Source organism: Streptomyces echinatus, from assembly GCF_014203595.1.
Taxonomy (GTDB): domain Bacteria; phylum Actinomycetota; class Actinomycetes; order Streptomycetales; family Streptomycetaceae; genus Streptomyces; species Streptomyces echinatus.
The window spans coordinates 229,580-255,835 of record NZ_JACHJK010000010.1; the positions used below are offsets into that span (position 1 = coordinate 229,580).

The following is a 26,256-nucleotide window of genomic DNA, read 5'->3' on the forward strand; positions in this document are numbered from 1 at the left end:
TGCGGTGGTCACTTGACCGCCTTGACGAACTCTGTCGTGTAGGTCTTGCTCAAGTCGACCTTCGCGGTCTGAATGTTGGGGTTGAACGCCTTGAGGACCTTCTCAACGGTCTCGGGGCCGCCCTGGGGCATCACACCGTCGTCGGTGAACATGGGAAGGGTGCTCTTGACGGCCTGCGCGTACAGGGCCTTGTCGCCCTGGGAGTAGTCGGCGGGCATCTTGGCCGCGATCTCGTCGGCGCTGTGCGTGGACATCCACTTGAGCGTCTTGACGAATGCATTGGCCAACTTCTGGACGGTGTCCTTGTGTCCGTTCACCCAGTCCGTCTGCATGTACAGGCTTGACGACGGATACGGCCCGCCCAGCGCTTGCTGCGAACCCTCGGGGGTGCGCATGTCGATGAGGATCTTCCCGGCCTTCTTGTCCAGGATCGTCGCGACGGTCGGGTCGGTGGTCATGCCGCCGTCGATCGCGCCCTGCTGGAGCGCCGCGATGAACGTCGGGCCGGCCCCCACCGCGACCGGCGTGAAGTCGCTGACCTTCACTCCGTTCTTGACCGCGAGGTACTTGGTGAGGAAGTCGGTCGAGGAGCCGAGCCCGGTGACGCCCAGCTTGCGGCCCTTGAAGTCCTCGGGCGAGGTGAGGTCGCCGGCCGCCTCGTCCGAAACCATCTCGACCTCGCCGGGCGCGTGCGAGAACTGCACGACCGACTCGACCGCCTTGCCCTTCACCTGCAGGTCGAGGGTGTGGTCGTAGAACCCGACCGCTCCCTGCACCTGGCCGGAGACGAGCGCGGTCTCGGCCTGGACGCCGGCGGGCTCGCTGAGGAGCTGCACGTTCAGCCCCTCGGCCTGGAAGTAGCCGAGCCGCTGGGTGAGCATCGCGGGCAGATAGATGACCTTGTCCAGGCCGCCGACCATGATCTTGACGGACTCGCCCTTGCCGCCCCCGCCGCTGCCGGTGTCGGCCGTGGAGCTCGCCGCGTCGTTGGCGCAGGCGGTGAGCGAGGAGAGGGCGAGCAGTCCGGCCACGGCCAAGGGGGCGTATCGGGCGGTCTTGCGCATGGGGTTCACGTCCTTGTGGGAGAGCGGTGCGGGGCGGAGACAGGGGCCGTTCAGCTGTCGGAGCCGGCCGGCTTCCAGCGGAAGACGCGGCGCTCGGCGAAGGTCAGCAGACCCTCCGCGACCAGAGCGACGACGGCGAGGATGACCATCGCGGCGTACACACCGGCCGCGTTGAAGGTGTTCTGCGACTGCGCGACGAGCAGGCCGATGCCCTTGGTCGCGCCGATGTACTCGCCGACGATGGCGCCGATGAGCGCGAAGCCGAAGCTGACGTGCAGGCTGGTGAAGATCCAGGAGGTGGCCGACGGAACGACCACCTGAAGGGTCACCCGGCGGTCGCTCGCGCCCAGGATCCGGGCGTTGGCCACGAGGTTGCGGTCCACTTCGCGGGCGCCCTGGAAGGCGTTGAAGAACACGGGGAAGAAGACGAGCACCACGGCCGAGGCCACTTTGGAGGACGGACCGAGGCCGAACCAGATCAGGAAGATGGGCGCCAGGACGATCCTCGGGATCGAGTTGAGCACCTTGATGTAGGGACCAAGAATCTCGGCGAGCAATCTGATCCGCCCGAGCGCAATGCCGAGAAGTACACCGGTGACCACACCGAGGCCCCAGCCGAGCAGTGCCTCGTACAGCGTGTACCAGATCTGTTCGCCCAGGGATCCCAACGCTGTCCCATGGGTCACCCATACATGGATCTGGTCCCAGATCTTCGAGGGCATCGAGAAGTTGAACGGGTCGATGACCTTGGTGCGGGACAGCGCCTCCCACAGTCCGAGGACCGCCACCAGGAGCACCACGCGCGCGGCGTTGACGAGGACCCTGCGCCTGCGCGCGGCCCGGGCGCGGGTCTGCGCGCGGCCGGGTGTCTTCGCGGTGTCGACGACCGGGGGCTGAAGAACCTCAGGCGACATGGGCGGCACCTCTCTCACGGGTGATGCGGACCTCTTCGCCGAGGGACTCCCAGATCTCGCGGTAGATCTCGATGAACCGCGGCTCCAGGCGCACCGACTCGACCTTCCGCGGGCGGGGCAGGTCGATGTCGAAGATTTGCTTCACGGTCGCGGGTCCGGCGGTCATCACGACGACCTTGTCGGCCAGCGCGATGGACTCCTCCAGGTCGTGGGTGACGAAGACGACGGAGGCGCCGGTGCCCTCCCACAGCTCCAGCAGCTCGTCCGACATCAGCGCCCGGGTCTGTACGTCGAGCGCCGAGAACGGCTCGTCCATCAGCAGGATCTCGGGGTCGTTGACGAACGTGGCCGCCAGGGCGACGCGCTTGCGCTGACCACCGGAGAGCTGATGCGGATAGCGGTCCTCGAACGCGGCGAGTCCCACCCGGGCCAGCCACTCGCGGGCCTTCTCCTTGGCCTCCGCCCTGGGGACGCCCCGGAAACGCGGGCCCGCCATGACGTTCGACAGGACCGTCCGCCAGGGGAAGGTGGCGTCCTGCTGGAAGACGAAGCCGACCTTGTCGCCGACACCGGCGACCGGCACCCCGGCCACCAGCACGTCGCCCTCGGTGGGCTCCTCCAGACCGCTGACCAGGGTCAGCGTGGTGGACTTGCCGCACCCGGTCGGGCCCACGACGGCCACGAACTCCCCGCGCCCCACGGTGAGGTCCAGACCGCGCACGGCCGTGTGCAGTCCCCCGGACGGGGTTCTGAAGGTCTTGCTCGCGCCCCGCAGCTCGATGGCGGGGCTGGTGTGTGCGCTCATGGGCCGGGACGGTAGGTGTGGATCCGGCCACCACAGGAGTCTTGTGAGAACAAGCCGTTCTTTTGCTCGCAAGGACCTGTTGTGCTCATTTTGCTCGCGCTACAACTGCGGAGCCGAAAACACGGGCTTCACGCTCGCCGGCCTTGAAGGAGAGGCCTGATGATTGACGTCCTGGTGGTCGACGACGACTTCCGTGTCGCCGAGATCAACGCCAAGTACGTGGGAAAGGTTCCCGGCTTCCGGGTGGCCGCCCGCGCACACAGTGCCGCCCAGGCCCTGACCGCCGTCGAACGCGGGACCATCGACCTGGTCCTGCTCGATCACTACCTGCCCGACGGGACGGGCCTGGAACTCGTCCACCGCATGCGGGAGCAGGGCCACGGCACCGACGTCATCATGATCACCGCCGCCGGCGATGTGACGACCGTCCGGCAGGCCATGCGCCTGGGCGCCCTGCACTACCTGGTCAAGCCGTTCACCTTCGCCGCGCTGCGCGCCCGCCTGGACTCCTACGCCGCCCTGCGCCGTACGGTCGACCGGGTGGGCGGCCACGGGCTGACGGGGCAGGAACAGATCGACCGGATCTTCGGCGCCCTGCGCACCGCCCCCGCCCCTTCCGCACCGGGCCTGCCGACCGGCCACACCGAGCCCACGACCGACCTCATCTGCGGCGTCCTGCACCGCGCCGGCCATCCGCTCTCGGCCCACGAAGTGGCCGCCCGGACCGGGCTGAGCCGCTCCACCGCCCAGCGCTACCTGCGCCACCTGGAACAGGCGGGCCGGCTCAGCCTCTCCCTGAAGTACGGCGACACCGGCCGCCCGGAGCACCGGTACGCCTGGGTGGCGCCGTAGCGACACCCATGGCGCGGCTAAGCGGCTCCGGCCCCGGTCAGCGAACGCACTTCCGTCTCGGCGTACCTGCCCTCGTCCGCGACCTCGTCCGAGGTGACCGTGCCCAGCCAGCCGGCGAGGAAGCCCAGCGGGATGGAGACGACGCCCGGGTTCTCCAGCGGGAAGTACTGGAAGTCGACGCCCGGGAACAGCGAGTCCGGGCTGCCGGACACCACCGGGGACAGCAGCACGAGCCCGATCGCCGGAACCAGCCCGCCGTACACGGCCCACACCGCACCCCGCGTGGTGAAGCCGCGCCAGAACAGCGAGTAGAGCAGGGCCGGCAGGTTCGCCGACGCGGCCACCGCGAAGGCGAGGCCGACGAGGAAGGCGACGTTGAGATCCCGGGCCAGCAGACCGAGGGCGATCGCCACGACACCGACGCCGACCGCAGCCCAGCGCGCGACGGCCACCTCGCCGCGTGGGGCCCCGCCGCGGGGGCGACGCAACGATGCGTACAGGTCATGGGCCACCGAGGCGGACGAGGCGAGGGTGATGCCCGCGACCACCGCGAGGATCGTGGCGAAGGCCACGGCGGCGACCACCGCGAACAGGACGGTGCCGCCCGTGGAGCCCGCCCCGCCGCCCACGTCGAGCGCGAGGAGGGGCACCGCGGTGTTCCCGGCCGCGTTGGAGGCGCGCACGGCCTGCGGTCCCACCAGCGCCGCCGCACCGAATCCGAGGACGATCGTCATCAGGTAGAAGCTGCCGATCAGACCGATGGACCACACCACGGACCGACGGGCGGCCCGCGCGGTCGGCACGGTGTAGAAGCGGGACAGGATGTGCGGCAGCCCGGCCGTACCCAGCACCAGCGCGAGCCCCAGGCTGATGAAGTCGAGCCGGGCCGTCCAGTCCCCGCCGTACTTCAGGCCCGGCGCCAGGAACGCCCTCCCGTGGCCGCTGCGCTCCGCGGCGGTGAGCAGCAGCCGGTCCACGTCGCCGTGGAAGCGCACCAGGACGAGCACGGTCAGGACGACCGTCCCGCCGAGCAGCAGGACCGCCTTCACGATCTGGATCCAGGTGGTGGCCCGCATCCCTCCGAGCGACACATAGATCACCATGAGCGCGCCGACGCCGATGACCGCCCAGACCTGGGCCGCACCGCTCGTCCGCCCGAGCAGCAGCGCGACCAGGCTGCCCGCTCCCACCATCTGCGCCACCAGGTACAGAACGGACACCACGACCGAGGACGTTCCCGCGGCGATCCGCACCGGCCGCTCGCTCATCCGTGCGGCCACCACGTCGGCCAGGGTGAACCGCCCGCAGTTGCGTACCAGCTCGGCGACCAGGAAGAGCACGACCAGCCAGGCCACCAGGAAACCCACGCCGTACAGCAGCCCGTCGTACCCGTACAGCGCGATGAGGCCGCTGATCCCGAGGAAGGAGGCGGCCGACATGTAGTCGCCCGCGATGGCAAAACCATTTTCCATGGGGGTGAACAGCCGCCCTCCGGCGTAGAACTCCTCCGCCGAGCCGCGCCGCCTGCGGCTCACCCAGGTCGTGATTCCGAGAGTGACCGCCACGAAACCGCTGAACAGCAACAGCGCCAGAGCCTGATGGTCGCCCGTCACAGGGCGCCCCCCTGCGCTCCACGGGCCAGTTCCTGTGTGTCCCAGCGCAGGTCCAGCGCGGCCCGGTCCCGGCGCAGCCGCGCATGCCGGGAGTAGGCCCAGGTGAGCAGGAACGTGGTGAGGAACTGCCCGAGCCCCGCGACCATCGCCACGTTCACCGCCCCCGCCACGGGCCGCGCCATGAGTCCGGGCGCGGTCGTCGCGGCGACCACGTACCCCACGTACCAGACCAGGAAGGCGGCGGTCCCCGGCACCACGAACCGCCGGTACCTGCCGCGCACCTCCTGAAACGCCTGACTGCGCTGCACTTCGACGTACACGTCGCGGGCGCGCGTCCCCGCCGCGTCGGGCTCTCCGCGCGCGGGCGGCACAGCCACTGCCGGCCTGCCGGTCCCGTCCAGTCCGCCCCAGCCCGAGGCCAGCGCGTCGTACCAAGGGTCCTCGTACGTCATGTCGTGGGAGGGCGCGCCATGGTCTTCCCGGCTCCCGCCCGACCTCTCGGGACCGCCCTCGGCTCTGCCGGAACGATCGTTGCTTGACTGCATGCCCAAGGATGGACAGAACGGGAAGATCCCTGACTCTTCTTCCTCCGGCTCTTCACCCCATCAGGTGACTCAGCCGGTGGGCGGCCGTACCAGCCCTTTGCCATAGGCGTAACGCACGGCCTGCGCCCGGTCCTTGAGGCCTGTCTTGGCGAAGAGGTTGTTGATGTGTGTCTTCACCGTTGCCGTCGACACATGCAGCCGACGGGCGATCTCCTGGTTGCTGAGGCCTTCGGCGATCAGCACCAGGACCTCGGTCTCCCGCGCGGTCAGTCCGTCGGGCGCCTCGGCCGCCGCCGGTGCGGGCTCGGCCTCGGACCGCGACAGCCGCTCCAGCAGCCGTCGCTGGACACTCGGCGACAGCCCCGCGTCTCCCGACAGCACACTGTGCACGGCGCGTACGATCTCGTCACCGCCCGCGTCCTTGGTCAGGTATCCGCGGGCCCCGGCCCGCAGCGCGGGGAAGAGCGACTCGTCGTCCGCGAAGGTGGTGAGCACCACCACCTGGGTTCCGGGGTACTGCGCCCGGATCCGCCGGGTGGCCTCCACCCCGTCGCAGCGCGGCATCCTGAGGTCCATCAGGACGACGTCCGGAGCGAGTTCCCCGACCAGCCGCACCGCCTCCTCCCCGTCTCCGGCGGCCCCCACGACCTCCACCCCGGGCAACAGGCCGAGGAGCATCACAATGCCCTCGCGAACCACCGTCTGGTCGTCGGCGACCACCACCCGTGCGGACTTCTTCTCCCCCTCCGTCGCGCTCATACGGGCACCTTCAGCGTCACCACGAACCCCTCTTCGTCCGGTCCCGCGTCCAGCGAACCGCCCAGCAGCTCGGCGCGCTCACGCATACCCAGCAGACCGTATCCGCCTCCGGAACCGTTGAGTTCGCCCGGCCGCCCGCCCGAGTCCCGGACGTTCAGCGTCACTTCGTGCTCGCTGTAGTCGAGCCGCACATCCACCTGGGCGCCGTGGGCGTGCTTGCGGACGTTCGTCAGCGCCTCCTGGGCCACCCGCCGCACGGCCTGGGACGCCTCGGCCGGCAGGGGTCTGCGTTCACCGGTGACGGTGACCCCGGCGCCGTCCGCCGTGCTGACGAGTGCGGTCAGGAAGTCCTCCAGCGGGGTCAGCTCGCCCCGCAGCGCGGACAGCGCCTGCCGGGTCTCGGCGAGGCCGTCGCGGGCCATCCCCCGGGCGGCCACCACCCGCTCCAGGATCCGTTCGCGCTCCGCGCCGTTCTCGATCAGCAGCCGGGCCGCCTCCAGGTGGACGAGCTGCGCCGAAAGGCTGTGGGCCAGCACGTCATGGATCTCCCGTGCGATACGCGCCCGTTCGGCCAGCGCCGCGGACTCCGCCTCGGCCGCGCGGGCGGCCCGCTCCTGGGCGAGCAGCCGCTGCGCGCTGCCCCGGGCCTCGGCGTCCAGCCGCAGGACGTACCCGCCGAGGGCCAGACCGGCCACGGTGGCGGCCGTGGTCAACCAGAGGTCGTTGGTGGAAGCGGAGTACGAGGCCAGCGCCACGGACGCGACGGGGACCGCCGCGCCGAGCGGCAGCCGCTCCAGCGCGCCCACTCCACAGGCGCACCAGATCACGAGGGCCGGCCCTCTGAATCCGGTGGCATCGGCGGCGACCGCGGTGCCGAGGAGCACCCCCATGAGGGCGAGGGAGGGCACCAGCCGGTGCGCATAGGTCGTCCGGAAGAAGGCCCAGGAGACGAGAGCGGTGAGGAGGACTCCCGCCGTTGCCGCGAGCGCTCCCCACAGGCCGACGTGCCGCTGGTGGAAGGCGGCCCACAGAAGCATCGCCAGGGCGAGCAGCCGGATCGCCCAGGTGAGAAGGCGCCGGGGCCGGGAGATTCCCGCGCGGCCGAGCGCCTCGCGTGACGGCCAGCGCGTCCAGGCGTTCTCTGTCACACGCGCTCCTTCAAGACCGACGGCTTGTCGTCACCGTACGCCGGGGCGGGACGGCTCGCGGCGCCGAGGGACTGGGCCCGCCAGGCCAGGATCCCGCTGCGGACCAGCAGGGTGACGGCGAGGCCGAGCAGCAGCGCGGAGCTGTCCTGGTGCAGGCCGAGCGTGGAACCGAGCGCGAAGACGCCGGCTCGCAGGGCTATGCCCACGGTCCAGACGGCGATGCTCGCCTTGGTGCTCCTGGTCCACACGATGCCGTCCGCCGCCGTCCAGACCCGGGTGGTCCAGCCCCAGCCAGCGCCGGTCGCCAGGCCGATGAGGAGTTCGACCGCGAGCAGTACGGCGGATTCCGCGCGGTGGTGGGCGCCGAGGATGCCGGGCTCGCGCAGCGCGACGACGGCGAGGATCACGGGCAGCAGCCACCAGCGCCGGTCCGTGTCGATCGCGCGGGCGCGGAACTGCCGCGCTATCACCAGGGCGGCGACGGCCACGATCACCAGCGCGTTGACGAGCCCGGGCATCTCAGCCTCCGTGAGCGAGAAGGTCTTGCCGGAGCGAGTGCTGCCGACACCTTCGAAGCTACGGAAATTCGCTGGTCACAGGATCGGACCCTGGGTGGATCACGGGTGGAATCGCCGAGCGGTCCGCCTCCACCCACGGGTGGAGGCCCCCTGTCACACCGGCATCTCGGCGGCGGGGCGTCCCCTGACGGAACGCCGCCGCGGCCCGTCAGCCGAGCCCCGGGCCGGCAGGTGAGGCCGGGCCCGGAACGTCCAGGCCGCCCGCAGCCGAGCCCTGTCCCAGAAGCCGAAGCCCAAGCCGGCCGGGGAGCCGGGTCCCGGCCGGCAAGCCGGTCACAGCCCGGAAGCCGAGCCCGACCAGCAGACCGGCCTCAACCCGGAAGCCGAGCCCCGGCCCGGAAGCCGAAGCCCGGCGCAGTGGTCACGCGTCGATGCGGGACCGGTCCAGCGTGGCCGCCGAGCTGGAGATGAACTCCTTGCGGGGAGCCACGTCGTTGCCCATCAGCAGGTCGAAGACCTGTTCGGCGGCCTCCAGGTCGGAGAGGTTGATGCGACGCAGGGTGCGGTGGCGCGGGTCCATCGTGGTCTCGGCCAGCTGGTCGGCGTCCATCTCGCCCAGGCCCTTGTAGCGCTGGATGGAGTCCTTGTACCGGATGCCCTTGCTCTGGAACTCCATGAGCTTGTCGCGCAGCTCGCGGTCGGAGTACGTGTAGACGTACTTCTCCTGCCCCTTCTTCGGCTGGATCAGCTCGATGCGGTGCAGCGGCGGCACGGCGGCGAAGACCCGGCCCGCCTCGACCATGGGCCGCATGTAGCGCTGGAACAGCGTGAGCAGCAGGCAGCGGATGTGGGAGCCGTCCACATCGGCGTCGGTCATCATGATGATCTTGCCGTACCGGGCCTGGTCGATGTCGAAGGTGCGGCCCGAGCCCGCTCCTATGACCTGGATGATCGCGCCGCACTCGGCGTTCTTGAGCATGTCGGTCACGGACGAGCGCTGGACGTTGAGGATCTTGCCGCGGATCGGCAGCAGGGCCTGGAACTCGGAGTTCCGCGCCAGCTTGGCCGTACCGAGCGCGGAGTCGCCCTCGACGATGAACAGCTCGCTGCGGTCCACGTCGTCGCTGCGGCAGTCGGCGAGCTTGGCCGGCAGGGACGAGGACTCCAGGGCGGTCTTCCGGCGCTGGGCGTCCTTGTGCTGGCGGGCCGCGACCCGGGTGCGGGCGGCGGCGACGACCTTTTCCATGACGACCCGGGCCTGGGCGGCGGCGTCACGCTTGGTGGCCGTCAGGAACGCCTTCAGCTCGCTGGTGACCACGTTGTTCACGATGCGGCGGGCCGCCGAGGTGCCGAGGACCTCCTTGGTCTGGCCCTCGAACTGCGGCTCGGCCAGCCGGACCGTGACGACGGCGGTGAGGCCCTCCAGGGCGTCGTCCTTGACGATGTTGTCCTCGGCCACGCGCAGCATCTTCTTGGCGCGCAGCACGTCGTTCATCGTCTGGGTGAGCGCCTGCTCGAAGCCGGCGACATGGGTGCCGCCCTTGGGGGTGGCGATGATGTTGACGAACGACCTGACCGCCGTGTCGTAGCCGGTGCCCCAGCGCAGCGCGATGTCGACGCCGAGCTCGCGGGTGACCTCGGTCGGCGTCATCTGGCCGTGTTCGTCCAGGACCGGGACGGTCTCCTTGAACGTGCCCTTGCCCGAGAAGCGGAGGACGTCGCAGATCGCCCTGTCATTGGCCAGGTACTCGCAGAACTCGCTGATGCCGCCATCGAAGCGGAAGGACTCCTCGCCCTTGCTGCCACCGTCGCCGAGGCCGAATTCGTCGCGCACGACGATGGTCAGGCCGGGGACCAGGAACGCGGTCTGCCGGGCGCGCTGGTGCAGGGTCTCCAGGGAGAGCCTGGCGTCCTTGAGGAAGATCTGCCGGTCGGCCCAGTAGCGCACGCGCGTGCCGGTGCGGGTCTTGGGGATCTTCTTCGCCTTGCGCAGGCCGCTCTTGGCCTCGAACTTCGCGTCGGCACCACTGGCGGCGAAGGCACCGGGCACGCCGCGCCGGAAGCTGATGGCGTGCGTGTGGCCGCCGCGGTCCACCTCGACGTCGAGGCGCGCGGAGAGGGCGTTGACCACGGAGGCACCGACGCCGTGCAGACCGCCGGAGGCGGCGTAGGAGCCACCGCCGAACTTGCCGCCCGCGTGGAGCTTGGTCATGACGACCTCGACGCCGGACAGGCCGGTCCTGGGCTCGACGTCCACGGGGATGCCGCGGCCGTTGTCCCGCACCTCGACGGAGCCGTCGTCGTGAAGGATCACCTCGATGTGGTCGCAGACGCCCGCGAGGGCCTCGTCCACGGAGTTGTCGATGATCTCCCACAGGCAGTGCATGAGACCGCGGCTGTCGGTCGAGCCGATGTACATACCCGGGCGCTTGCGCACGGCCTCGAGGCCCTCGAGGACGAGCAGGTGCCGCGCGGTGTAGTTGGAACCGTCCCGGTCTGCTCCTGCCAGCAGCGCTGTGGACGGCACGGACGTATCGGCGGTCACGCGGTTCGCTCCTCGCTGAATTTCAGGTGGCCCCCTTTTGGGTAAGGGGGCGGCTTCGGTCGCCGCTCAGAGGGTACCGAGCCCTGGTAGAGCCGGTGTAACGCCACCCTCGTCGGGGACTCACACTAGTCCAGGCTCGCATGAGTGTTCGATCCCTCGATGGAGTGAAGTACATATCACGTTCCCTTCGGGGCATGAACCATTTAGGCTCCGGGCACGTCCTCATGAACAACCGGCAACCCAGCCGGGAGGACGAGACAGCAAAGACAGCGCGAACCCGTACGCACACAAGACACGCACTACGGCACATTCGCCGCCAACCGGCAGCAGACAGCCGCCCCGGAGAGATTTTTTCGAGGAAAAGCCACGAGCGGGAACGTTTTCGGGCTGGTTGGATGTTGACCCTGGTACGACAGCTCGTCGAGCTAGAGAAGAGGCGACGTGACTACTGTTCTGACCCCCGCGAGCCCGCTGACGGCCGCCGATCGCTGCGACCGCTGCGGCGCCCAGGCATACCTGCGCGTGGTCCTGCTCAGCGGCGGAGAACTGCTCTTCTGCGCCCACCACGGTCGCAAGTTCGAGCCGGAACTCAAGAAGATCGCCGCTGAGATACAGGACGAGTCGGAACGACTGACGACCGTTCCGAACACCGCTTCCGAAGAAGAGCGCTGAATCTCGCACCCACGACGAGCCAGCCCCGGCCCAGGCCGGTGAACGGGCGGCCACTCCCCTCACGAGGAGTGGCCGCCCGTGCTCATGCCCGCGCGTGCGCTCAGGAGCCTCGGCGGGCGCGTTGCCGGGCCCCTGAGGGCGGCTCCAGCGCCCCTACGACCTCGGAGAGGCGCGTGTAGACGCCGGGGAGCCCAGGCCGCCCGCAACCGCTCCCCCACGACACGAGGCCGATCAGCCGTCCCCCGGCCACCAAAGGCCCGCCGCTGTCCCCCTGGCAGCCGTCGGGGCCGCCGGCGGCCTCGCCGGCGCACAGCATGGTGCCGGCCTGATAGGTGCCGTCCGGGCCGCCGGGGTAGGCGCGGGCGCACAGCTCGTCGGGGAGCACGCGCACGCGTGCGGCGCGCAGCCGCCGCGCGTAGTCCCCTTCGCCGGTCGTGTCGCCCCATCCGGACACCAGCGCCTCCGTGCCGGGCGTGTAGGCCGGGTCACCCGCGTGTGCCATGGTGACGACCGCGCTCTGCGGCAGCGGTTCGGCGAGTGTGATGACCGCGAAGTCGCCGGAGTTGGTCCTGACGTCGTACCGGGGGTTGACCCGGACCTCCCGGACGGCGATCTCCCGGCCGTCCGGTGACAGCAGGTCCGTGCGCCCGGCGATGACCTTGAGGTCGCGCACCCGGCTCGGCGGTCCTCCGAGGACGTCCTCGGAGAGGCAGTGGGCCGCGGTGAGCACCGTGCTGCGGCCGACGGCCACAGCCCCGCAGAACTGCCCGGCTCGCATACCTCCGAACCGGTCACGGCTGGCCAGTGCCACCGTCCACGGGGCCTGGGAGACATCTATCGGGAACCCCCCGACGACCACGCCGCCGGCGACCGCGGGTGCCGCGTCCACCAGGGGTATCGAGGCGACGGTGGCCGCCAGGACCAGCGGCCGGATCAGTGCCCGGGCAACAGAACGGCGCATGCATGCTCCTCACTCTGAGCTCCTCCTGGGGCACCAAGAGTGATCCAACGGACGTGGGCGCGCAGCACGAAGGCCCGGCCCCCGAGGGGGCCGGGCCTTCGCCGTCGTACGACCGCGACCTAGTCGAGGTAGTCGCGCAGCACCTGGGAACGCGACGGGTGGCGCAGCTTCGACATGGTCTTGGACTCGATCTGGCGGATGCGCTCACGCGTCACGCCGTACACCTTGCCGATCTCGTCGAGGGTCTTCGGCTGACCGTCGGTGAGACCGAAGCGCATGGAGACGACGCCGGCCTCGCGCTCGGACAGGGTGTCCAGCACGGAGTGCAGCTGCTCCTGCAGCAGCGTGAAGCTGACCGCGTCGGCGGGGACGACGGCCTCGGAGTCCTCGATGAGGTCGCCGAACTCGCTGTCGCCGTCCTCACCCAGCGGGGTGTGCAGGGAGATGGGCTCACGGCCGTACTTCTGGACCTCGATGACCTTCTCGGGGGTCATGTCGAGTTCCTTGGCCAGCTCCTCCGGGGTGGGCTCGCGGCCAAGGTCCTGGAGCATCTGACGCTGCACGCGCGCGAGCTTGTTGATGACCTCGACCATGTGCACCGGGATACGGATGGTGCGGGCCTGGTCGGCCATGGCGCGGGTGATCGCCTGACGGATCCACCAGGTGGCGTACGTGGAGAACTTGTAGCCCTTGGTGTAGTCGAACTTCTCGACCGCGCGGATCAGACCGAGGTTGCCCTCCTGGATGAGGTCCAGGAAGAGCATGCCGCGGCCGGTGTAGCGCTTGGCCAGGGAGACCACCAGACGGAGGTTGGCCTCCAGGAGGTGGTTCTTGGCGCGCCGGCCGTCCTCGGCGATGATCTCCAGCTCGCGCTTGAGCTTCGGGGCGAGCTTGTCGGCGTTCGCCAGCTTGTCCTCGGCGAACAGGCCCGCCTCGATGCGCTTGGCCAGCTCGACCTCCTGCTCGGCGTTGAGCAGGGGGACCTTGCCGATCTGCTTCAGGTAGTCCTTGACCGGGTCGGCGGTGGCACCGGCCGCGGCGACCTGCTGCGCGGGCGCGTCGTCCTCGTCCTCGTCGGACAGGACGAAGCCGGCGCTCTCGGCGCCCTCGGGCTCGTCGGCGACCTTGGTGTCCTCGAGCACCTCTTCCTCGAGGAGCTCGCCATCGTCCTTCTTGGCCGCGGTCTTCTTGGCGGCCGTCTTCTTCGCGACGGCCTTCTTGGCGACCGTCTTCTTCGCGACCGCCTTCTTCGCGGCGGCCTTCTTCGCGGGTGCGGCTTCCTCGGCGGAATCGGCTGTGGCCGGAGCGGCGGGCGCCGCGGGGGCGGCCGTGGTGGCGGTGGCCTTCCTGGTGGTCACCGTCTTCGCCGCGACCGTCTTGGTGGCGGTGCGCTTTGCCGGGCTCTTCGCTGCGACGCTCTTGCGGGTGCGCTTGGGCTCTGCGGCACTGACCATCAGCGTCACACCCTCTTCCTCAAGAATCTGGTTGAGGCTGCGCAGTACGTTCTTCCACTGAGTGGCCGGAATCTGGTCAGCTTCGAAGGCCCGACGCACATCGTCGCCGGCGATCTGCCCCTCAGCCTTTCCCCGCTCAATGAGCGCCATGACAGAGACGGACTCGGCGATCTCCGGCGGGAGCGTACGGGATGTGCTGGCCGACACGAACAACCTCTCGGAACGTTGGAAAACGGCTTCCGGCACCGTCCACTGCGGACAGGAGCCGACCACCGGCCTGGGGATGGGCCGACGGCGCGGGCGGGGGCCGGGAGGATGCACAGCGCCTTGTCTGGCGTCCGTATTCCCTCCGCGGCTGTCACCTCTTAGGTCATCGCGCTGTCTCCACAAGCGTTACGCCCAATCTGCGTGGCCCGAGTCACACCCCGTAAGCGGTCAAAAGCGGTCAGACATACACATATGAGATCACCAACAGCCTACGACCCGGTCGCGAAGCCATGCCCAGGGCGATCCGTCGCGCTGCCGGACCCCGCCGGACCCCGCCGGACTCAAAAGGGTCCGGCGGGGTCCGGCGACGACCGGTACCCGGCCCGGCGCCGCCATGACCACTACGAGGACGCCGCACACCGGCGACCGCACCGCGCCCCTCGCGGGCTCAGTGCTCGCGCGGGGCGGGCACCACCCGCTCCACCTCGGGGTGCGTCGTGAGCAGCTGCCGCATGGCCGTCTCCGCCGCCGTGCCGTCGCCCGTGCCGAGGGCGTCGACGATCCGCGCGTGCTGGGCGAGGGACGCCTCGTTCGGCCGGTCACAGCCGGTGACCGGGCCGCCGGAGACCTGGAGGGCCGCCGAGACGATGCCGGAGAGGTGCTCCAGCATGCGGTTGCCGGCGATCTGGATGAGCAGCGCGTGGAACTCGGTGTCGGCACGCGAGTAGGTGAGCGCGTCGCCCTGGGCCATGGCGTGGCTCATGATCTCGACCATGTCGCAGAGGCGCTGCTGCACCTCCTCACGCCCGTGCCCGGCGGCGAGGCGGGCGGCGAGCGGCTCGATCGTCCAGCGCAGCTCACTCAGCTCCCGGCGCTGGTCGTCGCGCTGCGGCCCGAAGGCGCGCCACTCGATGATGTCCGGGTCGAGAAGGTTCCAGTCGCTGACGGGACGCACACGTGTGCCGACGTTCGGGCGGGCGCTGACCAGGCCCTTGGCCTCGAGGACGCGGAGGGACTCGCGGACGACGGTGCGGGAGACCTCGAAGCGCTGGCCGATCTCCTCCGGCACCAGCGGACGGTCCGCGCCCAGATCGCCGGAGACGATCATCTGTCCGAGCTGCTGTACGAGTTGGCCGTGCAGCCCGCGTCCGCGGCTGCCCGCGGGCCGCCGGCCGACCCGGCCCAGATCCGGATCCCCGCCGTCCCAGACGGGCGCACCGACGCGGTCGGCAACCGTGCTTTCGGCGTAGGGGTAGCGGTCGAGTTCGCCCGGGCCGGCCAGACCTGAGTCGGCGGAGCGGGCGGCGGTCATCATGGTGTGCGCAAGGGTACTCACGGATCCTTTGTCGGCGTCGCTTTCAACTCCCTTGAGGTCTTTGGTGAAAAGCACACGAAAGGGTGATCGCTCACACCGTCGCAATTGACGCCTTATCGGAAAGAAATGAGCTCACTGCGGGGAGTTGTGCGCAGAGCAGGACCGGAAGCGTGCGGGCAGCTGTCATCGCAGCCTGGTACGCAGTGCCGTGAGGAGATACGCACAGAGCAGTCCCGTGAGTGACAACGCCAATGCCGCGGCGACCGGTTGGGCGAGGATCCGGGCGGCCGCGAGCAGGTACCGGTCCCCGCCGAAGGGCCACTGCAGCAGGAAGACCTCCCGCAGCCGCACGGGGAAGTCGGCCGCCATCCGCGTTGCCGGACCCTGCAGCGCCTTGTGCACGACGGGACCGATGAGGACGGGTACGGCGAGGACGGCGGCCAGTCCGGCCGTGGTGGACCGGAACACGCCGGCCGCCAGTACACCGGCCCAGGCGCAGCCGACGACCAGCCCGAACCAACTCGCGGTCAGTGAGAGCCAGTCCGCGGGAGCTTCCGTCAGCTCCCGTCCGTAGACGACGTAGAGCACTTCGGCGTCGCAGCCCACGGTGAGGAAGGCGAGCAGCACCGCGGTGGCTCCGGAGACGAGCAGTTTCGCGGTGAGCAGCCCCAGCCGGCGGGGGACGGTGCCGCGGTCCGCCGCCAGGGCGGGATGGCGGAACTCGTCTCCGAAGGCCAGCGCGCCGAGCAGCCCCGCCGCGAGCGCCGCGGGTGGCAGCGGCAGTTCCCGCGGCCATGCCGCGAACAGCCGCGCCTGCGGGGTGTGACCGATCCGCGCCAGGAGTACGGCGGTGAGCGCGGATACGACCAGCACGGCGCCGCAGGTGAGGAAGCCGGTGCCGATGCCTGCGGCACGCCGGATCTCGTAGCGAAGGGGGCGCAGGGGGCTACGGCCGGGGCGGACCGTGATAGGGGGCGGGAGAGCGGAGGAGGCAGCGGGAGTGCGGGGCTCGTCGGTGCGGCCGGGGCGGTCGGCCTGTGGTTGCCCGGCGCCGGGGTTCCTGGCACCCGGCAGCAGGCTGCGGGCTCCGGCGACGGTCGCCGCGGGGGCGCCCGTGCCGCCGGTCTGCCGCTCGGCGGCGGACGCGTCCCCGCCGAGAGCGGCATCCGAGGCGGGCGCCGGATCCGCGGACCGGCCGACGGCTCTGCCCGGCGCCGCGTCGGGCGCGCTCTCCCCCTCGGACGTGGAGACGTCATACACCGCGCCGTCCGCCGAGGAGGTCGCGGCGGACGCGGCGGTCGGCGACGCGTGCTGGACCGGGGCACCGGAGACGGTCACCGGGCGATCCGGCTCGGCCCCTTGCTCAGGAGTTCGGCCGGACGCGGACCGTGCGCCGTCGGTGACACGGACCCGTTCCGGCGCAGGAGAACCGGCCGCCGATCGCCTTTCGTCGACCGGGAGCGGCCCGGGCGCGGCCCGCTCCGTCATCGTCGCCGACGGGTCGGCGGGGGTGTGCTCCCGCTGTCCCGGCGGATACCCGGATGCCGTGACGTGCTCCGACGGGAGACCGGGCGCCCGGATGTCCGGCTCCCGCGCCGACCTGTCCCGGGCCGCCGCGGCCGGGGACAGGCCGAGTGCCTCGGTGTCCGGCTCCCCGGCCGGCCCCGCGGTGCGCGGCTCCGTCGCCGGGAATCCGGCCGTGGTGGCCTCGCGCGGCGTCGCGGGCCTCGCGCGCGCGGGCTCCGTCGGCAAAGCGTCCGCGGCACGGCTCTGGCCTTCGGCCGAGCCGACGAGCGCGGCCCGGCCCGGTTCCGACGCCGAGGCCGGTGCCGACTGTCCGGCTGGGCGGCCGGGGAGCGCGCGTCCGCGCCCTGCTCGCCCGTGGCCGGCCGGTGCGCGCTCCCGGTCCGCGTGCGGGCCGCCGGAGGCCGCCGGGCCCCGTCGTTCCTCTCCGCGCTCCGGCGTGGCCCGCCGGTCCGCCTGCGGCGAGTCCGGTTCGGCCTGCCCGGGCTCGGCGGACCATGCTCCGCCGTCGGCTCCGGCGCCCGGCCCCATGTCGCCCAGTTCGTCGGCCAGTTGATGGACGAGGATCCCGTTGCGGAACGCGATCTCGCCGATGTCGGCCGTCGTGCTGCCGTACACCGAGAGGCGGTTGCCGCCCTCGCGTACGACCTCGACGGAGCGGCGTGCGGTGCGGGCGTCCTTGGTGAGGAGGGCCGCGAGACGCGGGGCGTGGGGGCTGCGGACGGCCACCCGCGGACGCAACCGAGTGCGGGCGAAAGCCCGGGTCTCCTGGTCGGCGACGAGTCTGCCGCCGTCGAGCGTGACGACCCGGTCGGTGGTGCGTGCGGCCTCCTTGGGGTCGGCCGTGGTGAACAGCACCGTGCCGCCCTGAGCGGCGTGGGCCCGCAACATGCCGTGCAGCCACTGGGCCTCCCGGGTGGAGAGACCGTCGGTGGGTTCGTCCAGGACGAGCGTGTGCGGGTCGGGCAGCAGGGCGCAGGCAAGGCCGAGCCTTCGGTCCATGCCGCGCGACAGCGTGCCGAGGCGTTCCTCTCGGAAGCTGACGAGCCCGACCACTTCGAGGACTTCGTCGGCTCGCCGCGCGGGAACTCCCGACGCCGCGCACAGCATGCGCAGATGGCCGCGGACCGAACGGGCCGGATGGCCCGGCACGTCGCCGAGGAGTACGCCGACTTCGCGCGACGGGTGGGCGATCCGGTGCAGGGGCCGGCCTCTGAAGTAGGTGCTGCCGCGCCCGGGTTGGAGCTCAAGCATCAGTTTGAGCGTCGTCGTCTTACCCGCGTCGGCGCCCCCGAGGAGCGCGGTGACATGCCCGGCGCGCGCTTCGAAGGAGATGTCGTCGACGGCGGGCGGATGCGCCTTGCGGGGATTGCTGGTCAGTCCGAAGGCCTGGATCACCTGCAGCAAGATAGCGCGACATATCCCTTTTTTCCGGTATAAGGCGGCTTGCATGGGAATCCCGTGCGGCCTGACCCCGCTCTTGTCCGCCGTTCGATGGAATTGGAGCCCGGCCCCGGCCGCCCCTACCCCGGCGCGATCAGCGCCGAGCGGAGCCGTCGCCCCCGCGTCTCACACCTCGGGGCGCAGCATCGGCGGGTTGAGCAGGGTGGCGCCTCCGGCTCGGAAGAGCTGGGCCGGCCGGCCTCCCTGGCGTGTGGTCGTCCCTCCCGTCGGGACGAGGAAGCCGGGGGTTCCGGTGACCTTGCGGTGGAAGTTGCGCGGGTCGAGCGCCACTCCCCACACCGCCTCGTACACCCGGCGCAGTTCCCCGACGGTGAACTCGGGCGGGCAGAAGGCGGTGGCCAGTGACGAGTACTCGATCTTGGAGCGGGCGCGTTCCACTCCGTCGGCGAGGATCTGGGCGTGATCGAAGGCGAGCGGTGCCACGGGTTCGCCGTCACGGCCGTAACCGCCCTGCGCGAGAAGTTCCTCGACCGGCGCCCAGCGCGCGTTACTCGCGTCACCGCCGGCACGCGGGGCGGGCAGGTCGGGCGCGAGCGCCAGATGCGCGACGCTGACCACACGCATGCGCGGGTCCCGCTTGGGGTCGCCGTAGGTGGCGAGCTGCTCCAGGTGGGCTCCGTTGTCCTGGGCCGGGGCCGCAGGGTCGTGGGCGCACAGCCCGGTCTCCTCGGCCAGCTCGCGCGCCGCCGCCTGGGACAGGTCCTCGTCGTCCCGTACGAAGCCGCCGGGCAGTGCCCAGCGCCCCTGGAAGGGGGGCTCGCCCCTGCGTACCGCGAGCGCGCACAGGGAATGGCGCCGCACGGTCAGCACGACCAGGTCCACAGTGACGGCGAAGGGCGGAAACGCTGACGGGTCGTAGGGCATGCGGCGATCATAGTCGTCTGCCTGACGATAAACACTCCCCTGGTCGGCCGCATCCGTGGCGGTTCGCTCCCTTCCGGCGGTGCAAGACGGGGACGGGCTCCCGTCCGTCGATCCGGTGGCGTCGTACGAGGTCGCCCTTCTCGTCCGGGGACGTCACGCGCCCAGTTGCAGGCCCTCCGCCGCCTCCTCCACCATCGCGAGCCCCAGCCGGCTGACGCGCACGGCGAAAGGGCCGCCCGCGACGCGCAGCCCGCTGAGGCCGAGCTCGCCCAGCGGAGCGGTGCGCACGGGGCGCAGGGTGACCGTGCGGGCCGGGGCATCGGGGCGGATGCCGGCGAGGGCGGTGAGGAGCAGGATCACGGATGCGGCGGCGGTGGCCGCCGGGCGGCAGGCCGCGGGGTGCGCGAGGGGTGCGGAGCCGGCGGAGCGCTGTTCGCCCGCGAACATCTCCGGCAGCCGGTACCCGAAGTGTGCCGCGGCGTCGATCAGCCCTCTCAGCAGGCCGGCGGCCTCCTTCTCGTAGCCCGCCGCCAACAGGCCGGCGACTGCGAGGGCGGTCTCCTGGACCCGCACGGCCCCTGCCCGGTGGCCGAACGCGTTGTATCCCGCCTCCTTGGCTCCGAGACCCCGCAGGCCCCAGCCCGCGTCCATGGCGGGGGTGCCCAGCAGCCGGGCGAGGTGTTCGGTCCGCACCTTGTCGAGCAGGCCCGGAGCGAGCCGGCCGGCACCGAGCAGACCGGTGTCGAGGAGGTGGACAGCGGCGGCCGTCAGGTGGGGCGCGGGCCGGCCGTCCGGTGCCAGGGCCGCGGCCGGGCGTCCACCGCTGCGGTCCTCGACCCAGAAGCCGGTCCGGAAGGCCGCCGTGAGGGTCTCGGCCCAGTGGCGCAGCTCCGTGGCGCCCGGTCTGCCACAGGCATCGAGGAGTTCGGCACCGAGCAGGGCGGCGCGGTGCGCGTGGGCCTGTGTCTCGCAGCGGGCCGGGCCGGCGGGGCCTGGGTCGGTGAGGTAGGTGCCGTCGCCGACGGTGGTCCGCAGCCAGGTCAGGCAGCGCTCGGCCGCGGGCAGCAGTTCCTCCGTGTCCTGGTCGGGCAGCCCCCAGCGGCGGGCCTCGGCGAGCAGGACGGGGAAGAGCAGGGTGGCCTCCGTTCCTGTGCAGCTCGGCGGGAGATGCGGGCCGGCGTCCCGTCGCGGGCCGGGGATCAGGCCGGCCCGGGGGCCCGGGCCCGGGAGCTGGGTGCGGGCGAGGGTGCGCAGGGTGCCCGCGGCGAGGCGGGTGCCCAGGGGGAGGGTCATACGGGCGGCGGCGAGGGCCTCGGCCGGCGCCATTCCGCAGCGCCAGGGGGCGCCGGCCGCGAGATAGGTGTCGGCGGGGTGTGCCGGGTCCCGCAGGAGCAGTGCCTGGAGGTCGGCGACCGCCGAGTGCAGCAGCGGGGTCAGCCGGGGGTCGTCGCCCTCCGCCCTCGCAGGGGCGAGGGGGCTGGTGGCGGCACGTCCCGCGGCTCGCAGGGGTCCTGCGCCTTCGGGTCGCACTCTCAGTTCCACGGCTGTCGTCCCGCCCGGTGGGAGTTCCACTTCCCAGCGCAGCAGTCCGGCGGATGCCAGGGCGTCGGAGGGCGGCGGTTCGGCGGTGACGCAGGCCGCGGCGTCGGCCGTGGCCCAGCGCAGACCCGAGTCGTGGACGCTGGCCGGGAGTTCGGGGCCCGCCGTGCCTGCGGCGATGGCGCCGAGTTCCGCCAGGTCGGTGCCGAGGGCCACCTCGACGGACAGGCGCAGCGGGCGCGTGGCCGCATTGCGGAGTGTGATCCGTTCCGTCCCGTCGGCGTGACGCGTGCGTTCGACGACGACATCGGGATCGGGGCCGGCTGCCGGGGAGACGCGCAGCGTGCCCACGAAGCGGGCGCTGTCGGCTCCCGTCATCCTGGCCTGCACGGCCAGTGGCTCACGCCCTGCCACACGGACCTGGCATCGGGAGAGCAGCCGTCTGCCGCCTCGGTAGAACCCGTCCAGCCCCCGGCCGGTCAGCTGTCCCAGCTCGCCGGAGACGGCGAGGCCGGGCAGTGCCACGCAGATCAGCGCCGTGTGCGTGGGCGGCAGCTCGAATGCCGGGCGGCTGACCGGGGGCGTGCGCGGCGGTGGGGCCGCGACGGGCCGGCTCGACCGCGCGGGGGCGGGGGAAGAGGGACCGTCGTAGGTGGCCGGCGGCCTCGGACGTGGGCCAGGGGTCGGCGCAGGTGGCGGGCCGGCGGGCTTCGGTGTGCGGGGGCGGACGCCGTCCGTCGCGAACGGCTCGTGCCGGCCCCGGGGCGGACGGTCGCCGGCGGTGGAGGGCGGACTCGGCTGCTGATGCATGGGGTGGCTTCTTCTGTGCTCGGTGCGCCTCGTACGTACTGCGCGGCCGGTGGGTCGTCCCAGGGGGCAGGCGTGGTGCGGCGGCGGGGCCCGTCCGGGCGTTCCGCCACTCAGGTGAACGGAGCGGGACTCGTCAGGGTCACGGCCCGCGATGCGGGAAGCCGACCGGCCGGCGAGGTGAACGGCCGGCGGGGTGACCGCCGGCGCACTCCCCGCCTGCATCACACCGGAGGTCCGCTCCGATGGCGGGCGGTGGCGCCCTCCCCGTGGTGCCCGGCACCTCACGGGCGCCTCTCTGCGGCGCCGTGCGGAGCGCTCTCCCCCATCGGCCACGGCACCGCACCGGGAGTGCGCTTGGGCGGGGGCGGAGCCGCCTGGGGTCTGGGTGGGCGGTGGGCCGACTCTTCCGGTGCGGGCGGCTGACCGCCCGGACTCACATCGGCAGAGGCTCATCCGTCTCCCTCGGACTGCGAGCGGCCGCTGTCCGACGGGGCGCCACCGGTCGTGGCGTCGTCCACGGCTGTCGCACGCGTGCGCGTGATGCCCGGGCCGTGGGTGGCGGGCCGGGTGGCCTCGGCGGCGGACGAGCGGGGACGGGAGTCGGCCGGCCTCCGTCGTGCTGCCTTCACCCGGGCCGCCGGGCGGCCGTCGCCGCCGTCCGCGCCGCGCGCACGGCGGCGACGCCGCACGCCGGCGCGGGAGCCGGGAATCCGGTCGTCGGCGGAGATTCCGGATGTCGGGGTCGGGGTCTGCGGGCCGGGGATCTGCGGGGCCGGCGTGTGCGGGGGCTCGGCGAGAGCGGGCCGTGCTGCCTGGGGCACATCCTCCGTGCTCTGCGCGGGCGTGCGCTGCGCGGTCTCGGCGCGCAGGCAGCGGCGGACCGCTTCGGGGTCGAGGCCCTCGTTGCACGCTTGGTGCAGCAGACGGGCGAAGAGGTAGTCGGGATCCGCCCCCAGAGCCATGGCCAATGCCTCCCGCGCCTCCAGTTCGTCACCCGTGGACCAGGCGACCCAGCCGGCGAGGGTCAGCGGAGCGGCGGCGTGCTCGCCGTAGGGCCCGACGCAGCGCCGGGACAGGGCGCGCCAGAGCCGGAGCGCAGGATCCGCCTCGTCCCCCTCCATCCAGGCGGCTGCCCTGTCCCGGGTCGTGCGGTCCTGCAGGCCGAGGATGAGGGTCGCCGCCTCTTCGTCCCCGAGCAGCCCGTCGTCGCGTACGTCCGCCGGATGGGTGCCGGAGACCGGCGCCGCCGCGGCGAAGCGGTGGATGAGCCGCTCGGCGAGACCGATGGTCTCCTCCGCCACCTCCCCGCGGGTCGTCTCGTCCAGGATGCGGGGCACCAGGCTCATGCCGGCCGCGTCCAGGGCGATCTCCTGTTCCAGGGCCGCGGTGGTCTCCCAGGGCTGCAGCCTCGTGCGCAGTTCCCTCAGGGTGCCGCGCACCTGGATGCCGGCGTAGGTGGCGGCCGCGGCGAGCACGGAGGTGCCGGGCAGGCCCATCGGCGAGCCGTCCTCGGGGCAGCAGTCCTTGACCGGGCAGCAGTACGACCAGAAACGGCCGTCCGAGATGCACAGTGCCTCGACGACCGGGACGTCGAGACTGCCGCACTCGGTACGCATCAGATGGGCCAGCCTCTCCAGCCGTCGTTTGACGTCCCGGCCGGACTCCCCGGGGCCCGGCTCCTGGCAGACGTAGGCCACCATCCGCTCGGGCCGGGTGCCGCGCCGCTCGCTGCCGGTCACCAGCCCACGGGCGAGTTGCCGGGCGGCCGCCTCCCAGTCCTCCTCGCCCGCGGGGATTCCGAGCCGGGCCCGGCCACCGAACCTGCCACGGCCGCCGCGGTCGTGCAGGGCCACGAGCACCATGCTGTCCTCCGGGCGGTAGCCGAGCAGGTAGGGCAGAGCGTCGGCCAGCTCGGCCGGGGTGCGCAGGGTGACCTGAGCGGCGTGCTCGCTCGGTCCGGCCGGCGGCTCCTGCGCCGGGATGTCGTTGTTTCCGAAAGGTCCGGTGGTTCCGCTGTGGTTCGTCATGCGCCGACGATCTCGCGGATCGCGAGATTCCGGTTGGGCCTGTGGATAAGTCGAATCAGGGACACGACAAAGCCCACGTCGCCGTCCACAGCCCCGGCCCGGGCCCGCCCGGTTGTCGGTCCCGTCCTGTTGTATGGAACGCATGGAACACACGAGCAACGCGGATCTCCGGGCACAGGCCGACGCCGTCCTCGCCCGGCTCGTCGGGGATGCCACGGGCGCCGCCCGGCTGCGCGAGGACCAGTGGCGGGCGATCGAGGCGCTGGTCGCCGACCGGCGCCGGGCCCTGGTCGTACAGCGCACGGGCTGGGGCAAGTCCGCGGTGTACTTCGTGGCGACCTCGCTGTTGCGGGCCAGAGGAAGCGGGCCCACGGTGATCGTCTCGCCGCTGCTCGCGCTCATGCGCAACCAGGTGGAGGCCGCGGGCAGGGCCGGTATCCACGCCCGGACCATCAACTCCGCCAACACCGACGAGTGGGACGCCGTCCAGGCCGAGATCGCGGCCGGCGCCGTCGACGTGCTGCTGGTCTCACCGGAGCGACTGAACAACCCCGACTTCCGTGACCAGGTGCTGCCCAAGCTGTCCGCCGCCACCGGCCTGCTGGTCGTGGACGAGGCCCACTGCATCTCCGACTGGGGCCACGACTTCCGGCCCGACTACCGCCGGCTGCGCACCATGCTCGGCGACCTCCCGCCCGGCGTCCCGGTGCTGGCCACCACCGCCACGGCCAACGCACGGGTGACCGCGGACGTCGCCGAACAGCTCGGCACGGGCGGCACGTCCGACGCGCTGGTGCTGCGTGGGCCACTGGACCGGGAGAGCCTGAGCCTCGGCGTGCTGCGGCTGCCGGACGCGGCGCACCGGATGGCATGGCTCGCCGACCATCTCGACGACCTGCCGGGCTCCGGCATCGTCTACACCCTCACCGTCGCGGCCGCCGAGGAGGTCACCGCCTTCCTGAGGCAGCGCGGGCACGCCGTCACCTCCTACACGGGCAAGACGGAGAACGCCGACCGGCAGCAGGCGGAGGACGATCTGCTCGCCAACCGCGTCAAGGCACTGATCGCCACCTCCGCGCTCGGTATGGGTTTCGACAAGCCGGATCTCGGTTTCGTCGTCCACCTCGGCTCGCCCTCCTCCCCCATCGCCTACTACCAGCAGGTCGGCAGGGCCGGGCGCGGCGTGGCACACGCCGAGGTACTGCTGCTGCCGGGCAAGGAGGACGAGGCGATCTGGGAGTACTTCGCGTCGCTGGCGTTCCCCTCCGAGGACCTGGTGCGGCGCACCCTGGACGTCCTGGCCCAAGCGGACGGCCCCCTGTCCCTGCCCGCCCTGGAACCGCTGGTCGAGCTGCGCCGCTCACGCCTGGAGACCATGCTCAAGGTCCTCGACGTGGACGGAGCCGTGCGCAGGGTGAAGGGCGGCTGGATCGCCACCGGGCAGCCGTGGTCGTACGACGCCGAGCGCTACGCGTGGGTGGCCCGGCAGCGCTCGGCCGAGCAGCAGGCGATGCGTGAGTACGCGACCACCACCGAGTGCCGGATGGAGTTCCTTCAGCGCCAGCTGGACGACGAGGGCGCCAAGCCCTGTGGCCGCTGCGACAACTGCACGGAACCGCGCTTCGCCTCCGGCCTGTCCGCGGCGGCCCTGGACGCGGCGCGCAGCGACCTGGGCCGTGCCGGGGTGGAAGTGGAGCCCCGCCGCATGTGGCCGACCGGGCTCCCGGCCATCGGCATCGAGCTCAAGGGGCGCATTCCGGCCGGGGAACAGGCCTCGCCGGGCCGGGCTCTGGGGCGTCTGTCGGACATCGGCTGGGGCAACCGGCTGCGTCCGCTGCTCGCGCCCCGGACGCCGGACGCCGAGGTGCCGGACGACGTGGCGCGCGCCGTGGTCGACGTACTGGCCGACTGGGCCCGGGGTCCCGGCGGCTGGGCCTCCGGCGCGTCCGACGCCCCTGCCCGGCCGGTGGGCGTGGTCACGGTGGGCTCGCGCAGCCGGCCTCTGCTGATCCGCTCCCTGGGCTCCCGGATCGCCGAGATCGGCAGGCTGCCCATGCTCGGCTCGGTGGAGTACGCGGGGGACACGCCCCGATCGCCACGGAGCAACAGCGCGCAGCGACTGAAGGCCCTCGACGGCGCGTTGACGGTGCCGCCCGCCCTGGCGTCGGCGCTCGCCGAGGCCGACGGTCCGGTGCTGCTGGTCGACGACTTCACGGAGACGGGCTGGACCCTGGCGATCGCGGCACGGCTGCTCAGGCGGTCCGGAGCGCGTGGCGTACTGCCGTTGGTTCTCGCCGTCCAGGGATGAGCAACGCTTGTCGCTGATTCCTGGCCATCCGGGGACGAGCGACGCGTCGCCGCCGGCCCCTCCCCGGGCGGGATGAGCGACGCGTTGTCACTGGTCCCCGGCCGTCCAGGACATGCGGTGTGTTGCCGCTGGCCCTCGCCCTCCGGGGACCCGCACGGGGGCTTGCGACGGCTCGTCGGACCGGGACCGGGCGCCGCAGGCGTCATCGGCCGACCTTTGGGTAGGGATATAAGCCTCGCACCGTCAGATAACAGTCGGTGGCCCCAATTGCTCGTTGCCGCATCCAAGTTCGACAGGAAGAATTGAGGTCCGCTACCCGCACGGCTCCTCCGCATTCCGGTTGGGCTC

The 26,256-nt window shown here is 72.0% G+C and carries 19 protein-coding genes; 3 read left to right on the top strand and 16 right to left on the bottom strand.

Annotated features, from left to right (window positions below; all coding sequences use genetic code 11):
• Positions 1-8 precede the first annotated feature (8 nt).
• The 3 genes from FHS34_RS26895 to FHS34_RS26905 are packed head-to-tail and all read right to left on the bottom strand — an operon-like array spanning position 9 to position 2,783.
• The gene (locus FHS34_RS26895; protein WP_184969954.1) at positions 9-1,064 is read right to left on the bottom strand and encodes an ABC transporter substrate-binding protein; all 1,056 of its coding nucleotides are present in this window, start codon (positions 1,062-1,064) and stop codon (positions 9-11) included.
• Positions 1,065-1,114: 50 nt separating this feature from the next.
• Entirely contained in the window at positions 1,115-1,978 is an 864-nt protein-coding gene (locus FHS34_RS26900; RefSeq protein WP_184969956.1) for an ABC transporter permease, read from the bottom strand.
• Complete coding sequence (locus FHS34_RS26905; protein WP_184969958.1) at positions 1,968-2,783, bottom strand: ABC transporter ATP-binding protein; 816 nt, start codon at positions 2,781-2,783, stop codon at positions 1,968-1,970. The genes FHS34_RS26900 and FHS34_RS26905 overlap by 11 nt, the downstream gene beginning before the upstream one ends.
• Positions 2,784-2,942: 159 nt before the next feature.
• Here FHS34_RS26905 and FHS34_RS26910 point away from each other — a divergent pair, with 159 nt between their 5' ends.
• Positions 2,943-3,635 carry a response regulator gene (locus tag FHS34_RS26910; protein WP_184969960.1) on the top strand — a complete coding sequence of 231 codons (693 nt, stop codon included), beginning with the start codon at positions 2,943-2,945 and terminating at the stop codon, positions 3,633-3,635.
• A gap of 17 nt (positions 3,636-3,652) precedes the next feature.
• On the opposite strand, the gene FHS34_RS26915 is transcribed toward FHS34_RS26910, so the two are convergent.
• The 6 genes from FHS34_RS26915 to FHS34_RS26940 all read right to left on the bottom strand — a co-directional run bounded on the left by FHS34_RS26915 (position 3,653) and on the right by FHS34_RS26940 (position 10,763).
• Complete coding sequence (locus FHS34_RS26915) at positions 3,653-5,248, bottom strand: monocarboxylic acid transporter (RefSeq protein ID WP_184969962.1); 1,596 nt, start codon at positions 5,246-5,248, stop codon at positions 3,653-3,655.
• A complete protein-coding gene (locus FHS34_RS26920) occupies positions 5,245-5,700 on the bottom strand; it encodes a DUF485 domain-containing protein (protein ID WP_225817617.1) in 456 nt (151 codons plus the stop codon). Before FHS34_RS26920 ends, FHS34_RS26915 begins: the two co-directional genes overlap by 4 nt.
• A 162-nt stretch (positions 5,701-5,862) precedes the next feature.
• Positions 5,863-6,552 (bottom strand): response regulator transcription factor, encoded by a 690-nt coding sequence (locus FHS34_RS26925; protein ID WP_184969967.1) that lies wholly within the window; start codon positions 6,550-6,552, stop codon positions 5,863-5,865.
• Positions 6,549-7,700, bottom strand: a complete 1,152-nt coding sequence (locus tag FHS34_RS26930) for a sensor histidine kinase (protein WP_184969969.1) — start codon at positions 7,698-7,700, stop codon at positions 6,549-6,551. The genes FHS34_RS26925 and FHS34_RS26930 overlap by 4 nt, the downstream gene beginning before the upstream one ends.
• Complete coding sequence (locus FHS34_RS26935; protein ID WP_184969971.1) at positions 7,697-8,218, bottom strand: DUF1453 domain-containing protein; 522 nt, start codon at positions 8,216-8,218, stop codon at positions 7,697-7,699. The genes FHS34_RS26930 and FHS34_RS26935 overlap by 4 nt, the downstream gene beginning before the upstream one ends.
• A 421-nt stretch (positions 8,219-8,639) precedes the next feature.
• A complete protein-coding gene (locus FHS34_RS26940; protein ID WP_184969973.1) occupies positions 8,640-10,763 on the bottom strand; it encodes a DNA gyrase/topoisomerase IV subunit B in 2,124 nt (707 codons plus the stop codon).
• A gap of 441 nt (positions 10,764-11,204) precedes the next feature.
• Here FHS34_RS26940 and FHS34_RS26945 point away from each other — a divergent pair, with 441 nt between their 5' ends.
• Positions 11,205-11,435 (top strand): DUF7455 domain-containing protein, encoded by a 231-nt coding sequence (locus FHS34_RS26945; protein ID WP_184969975.1) that lies wholly within the window; start codon positions 11,205-11,207, stop codon positions 11,433-11,435.
• A gap of 100 nt (positions 11,436-11,535) precedes the next feature.
• On the opposite strand, the gene FHS34_RS26950 is transcribed toward FHS34_RS26945, so the two are convergent.
• The 7 genes from FHS34_RS26950 to FHS34_RS26980 all read right to left on the bottom strand — a co-directional run bounded on the left by FHS34_RS26950 (position 11,536) and on the right by FHS34_RS26980 (position 23,600).
• Positions 11,536-12,396, bottom strand: coding sequence for a serine protease (locus tag FHS34_RS26950; protein WP_184969977.1), 861 nt, complete (start codon positions 12,394-12,396; stop codon positions 11,536-11,538).
• Positions 12,397-12,515: 119 nt separating this feature from the next.
• Positions 12,516-14,057 (bottom strand): RNA polymerase sigma factor, encoded by a 1,542-nt coding sequence (locus FHS34_RS26955; protein WP_184969979.1) that lies wholly within the window; start codon positions 14,055-14,057, stop codon positions 12,516-12,518.
• Between the two features lie 448 nt (positions 14,058-14,505).
• Positions 14,506-15,393, bottom strand: coding sequence for a FadR/GntR family transcriptional regulator (locus FHS34_RS26960; RefSeq protein ID WP_184969981.1), 888 nt, complete (start codon positions 15,391-15,393; stop codon positions 14,506-14,508).
• 162 nt (positions 15,394-15,555) lie between these two features.
• The gene (locus FHS34_RS26965) at positions 15,556-18,294 is read right to left on the bottom strand and encodes an ABC transporter ATP-binding protein (protein ID WP_184969983.1); all 2,739 of its coding nucleotides are present in this window, start codon (positions 18,292-18,294) and stop codon (positions 15,556-15,558) included.
• Between the two features lie 171 nt (positions 18,295-18,465).
• Positions 18,466-19,224: an NUDIX hydrolase gene (locus FHS34_RS26970; RefSeq protein ID WP_184969985.1), complete on the bottom strand. Its 759-nt coding sequence runs from the start codon at positions 19,222-19,224 to the stop codon at positions 18,466-18,468.
• Positions 19,225-19,377: 153 nt separating this feature from the next.
• Complete coding sequence (locus tag FHS34_RS26975; protein ID WP_225817615.1) at positions 19,378-21,288, bottom strand: glycogen debranching N-terminal domain-containing protein; 1,911 nt, start codon at positions 21,286-21,288, stop codon at positions 19,378-19,380.
• 734 nt (positions 21,289-22,022) lie between these two features.
• Entirely contained in the window at positions 22,023-23,600 is a 1,578-nt protein-coding gene (locus tag FHS34_RS26980) for a DUF4192 domain-containing protein (protein ID WP_184969988.1), read from the bottom strand.
• Positions 23,601-23,742: 142 nt separating this feature from the next.
• Between FHS34_RS26980 and FHS34_RS26985 the strand changes: the two genes are divergently transcribed.
• Positions 23,743-25,908 (top strand): RecQ family ATP-dependent DNA helicase, encoded by a 2,166-nt coding sequence (locus FHS34_RS26985; protein WP_184969990.1) that lies wholly within the window; start codon positions 23,743-23,745, stop codon positions 25,906-25,908.
• Positions 25,909-26,256: the final 348 nt, after the last annotated feature.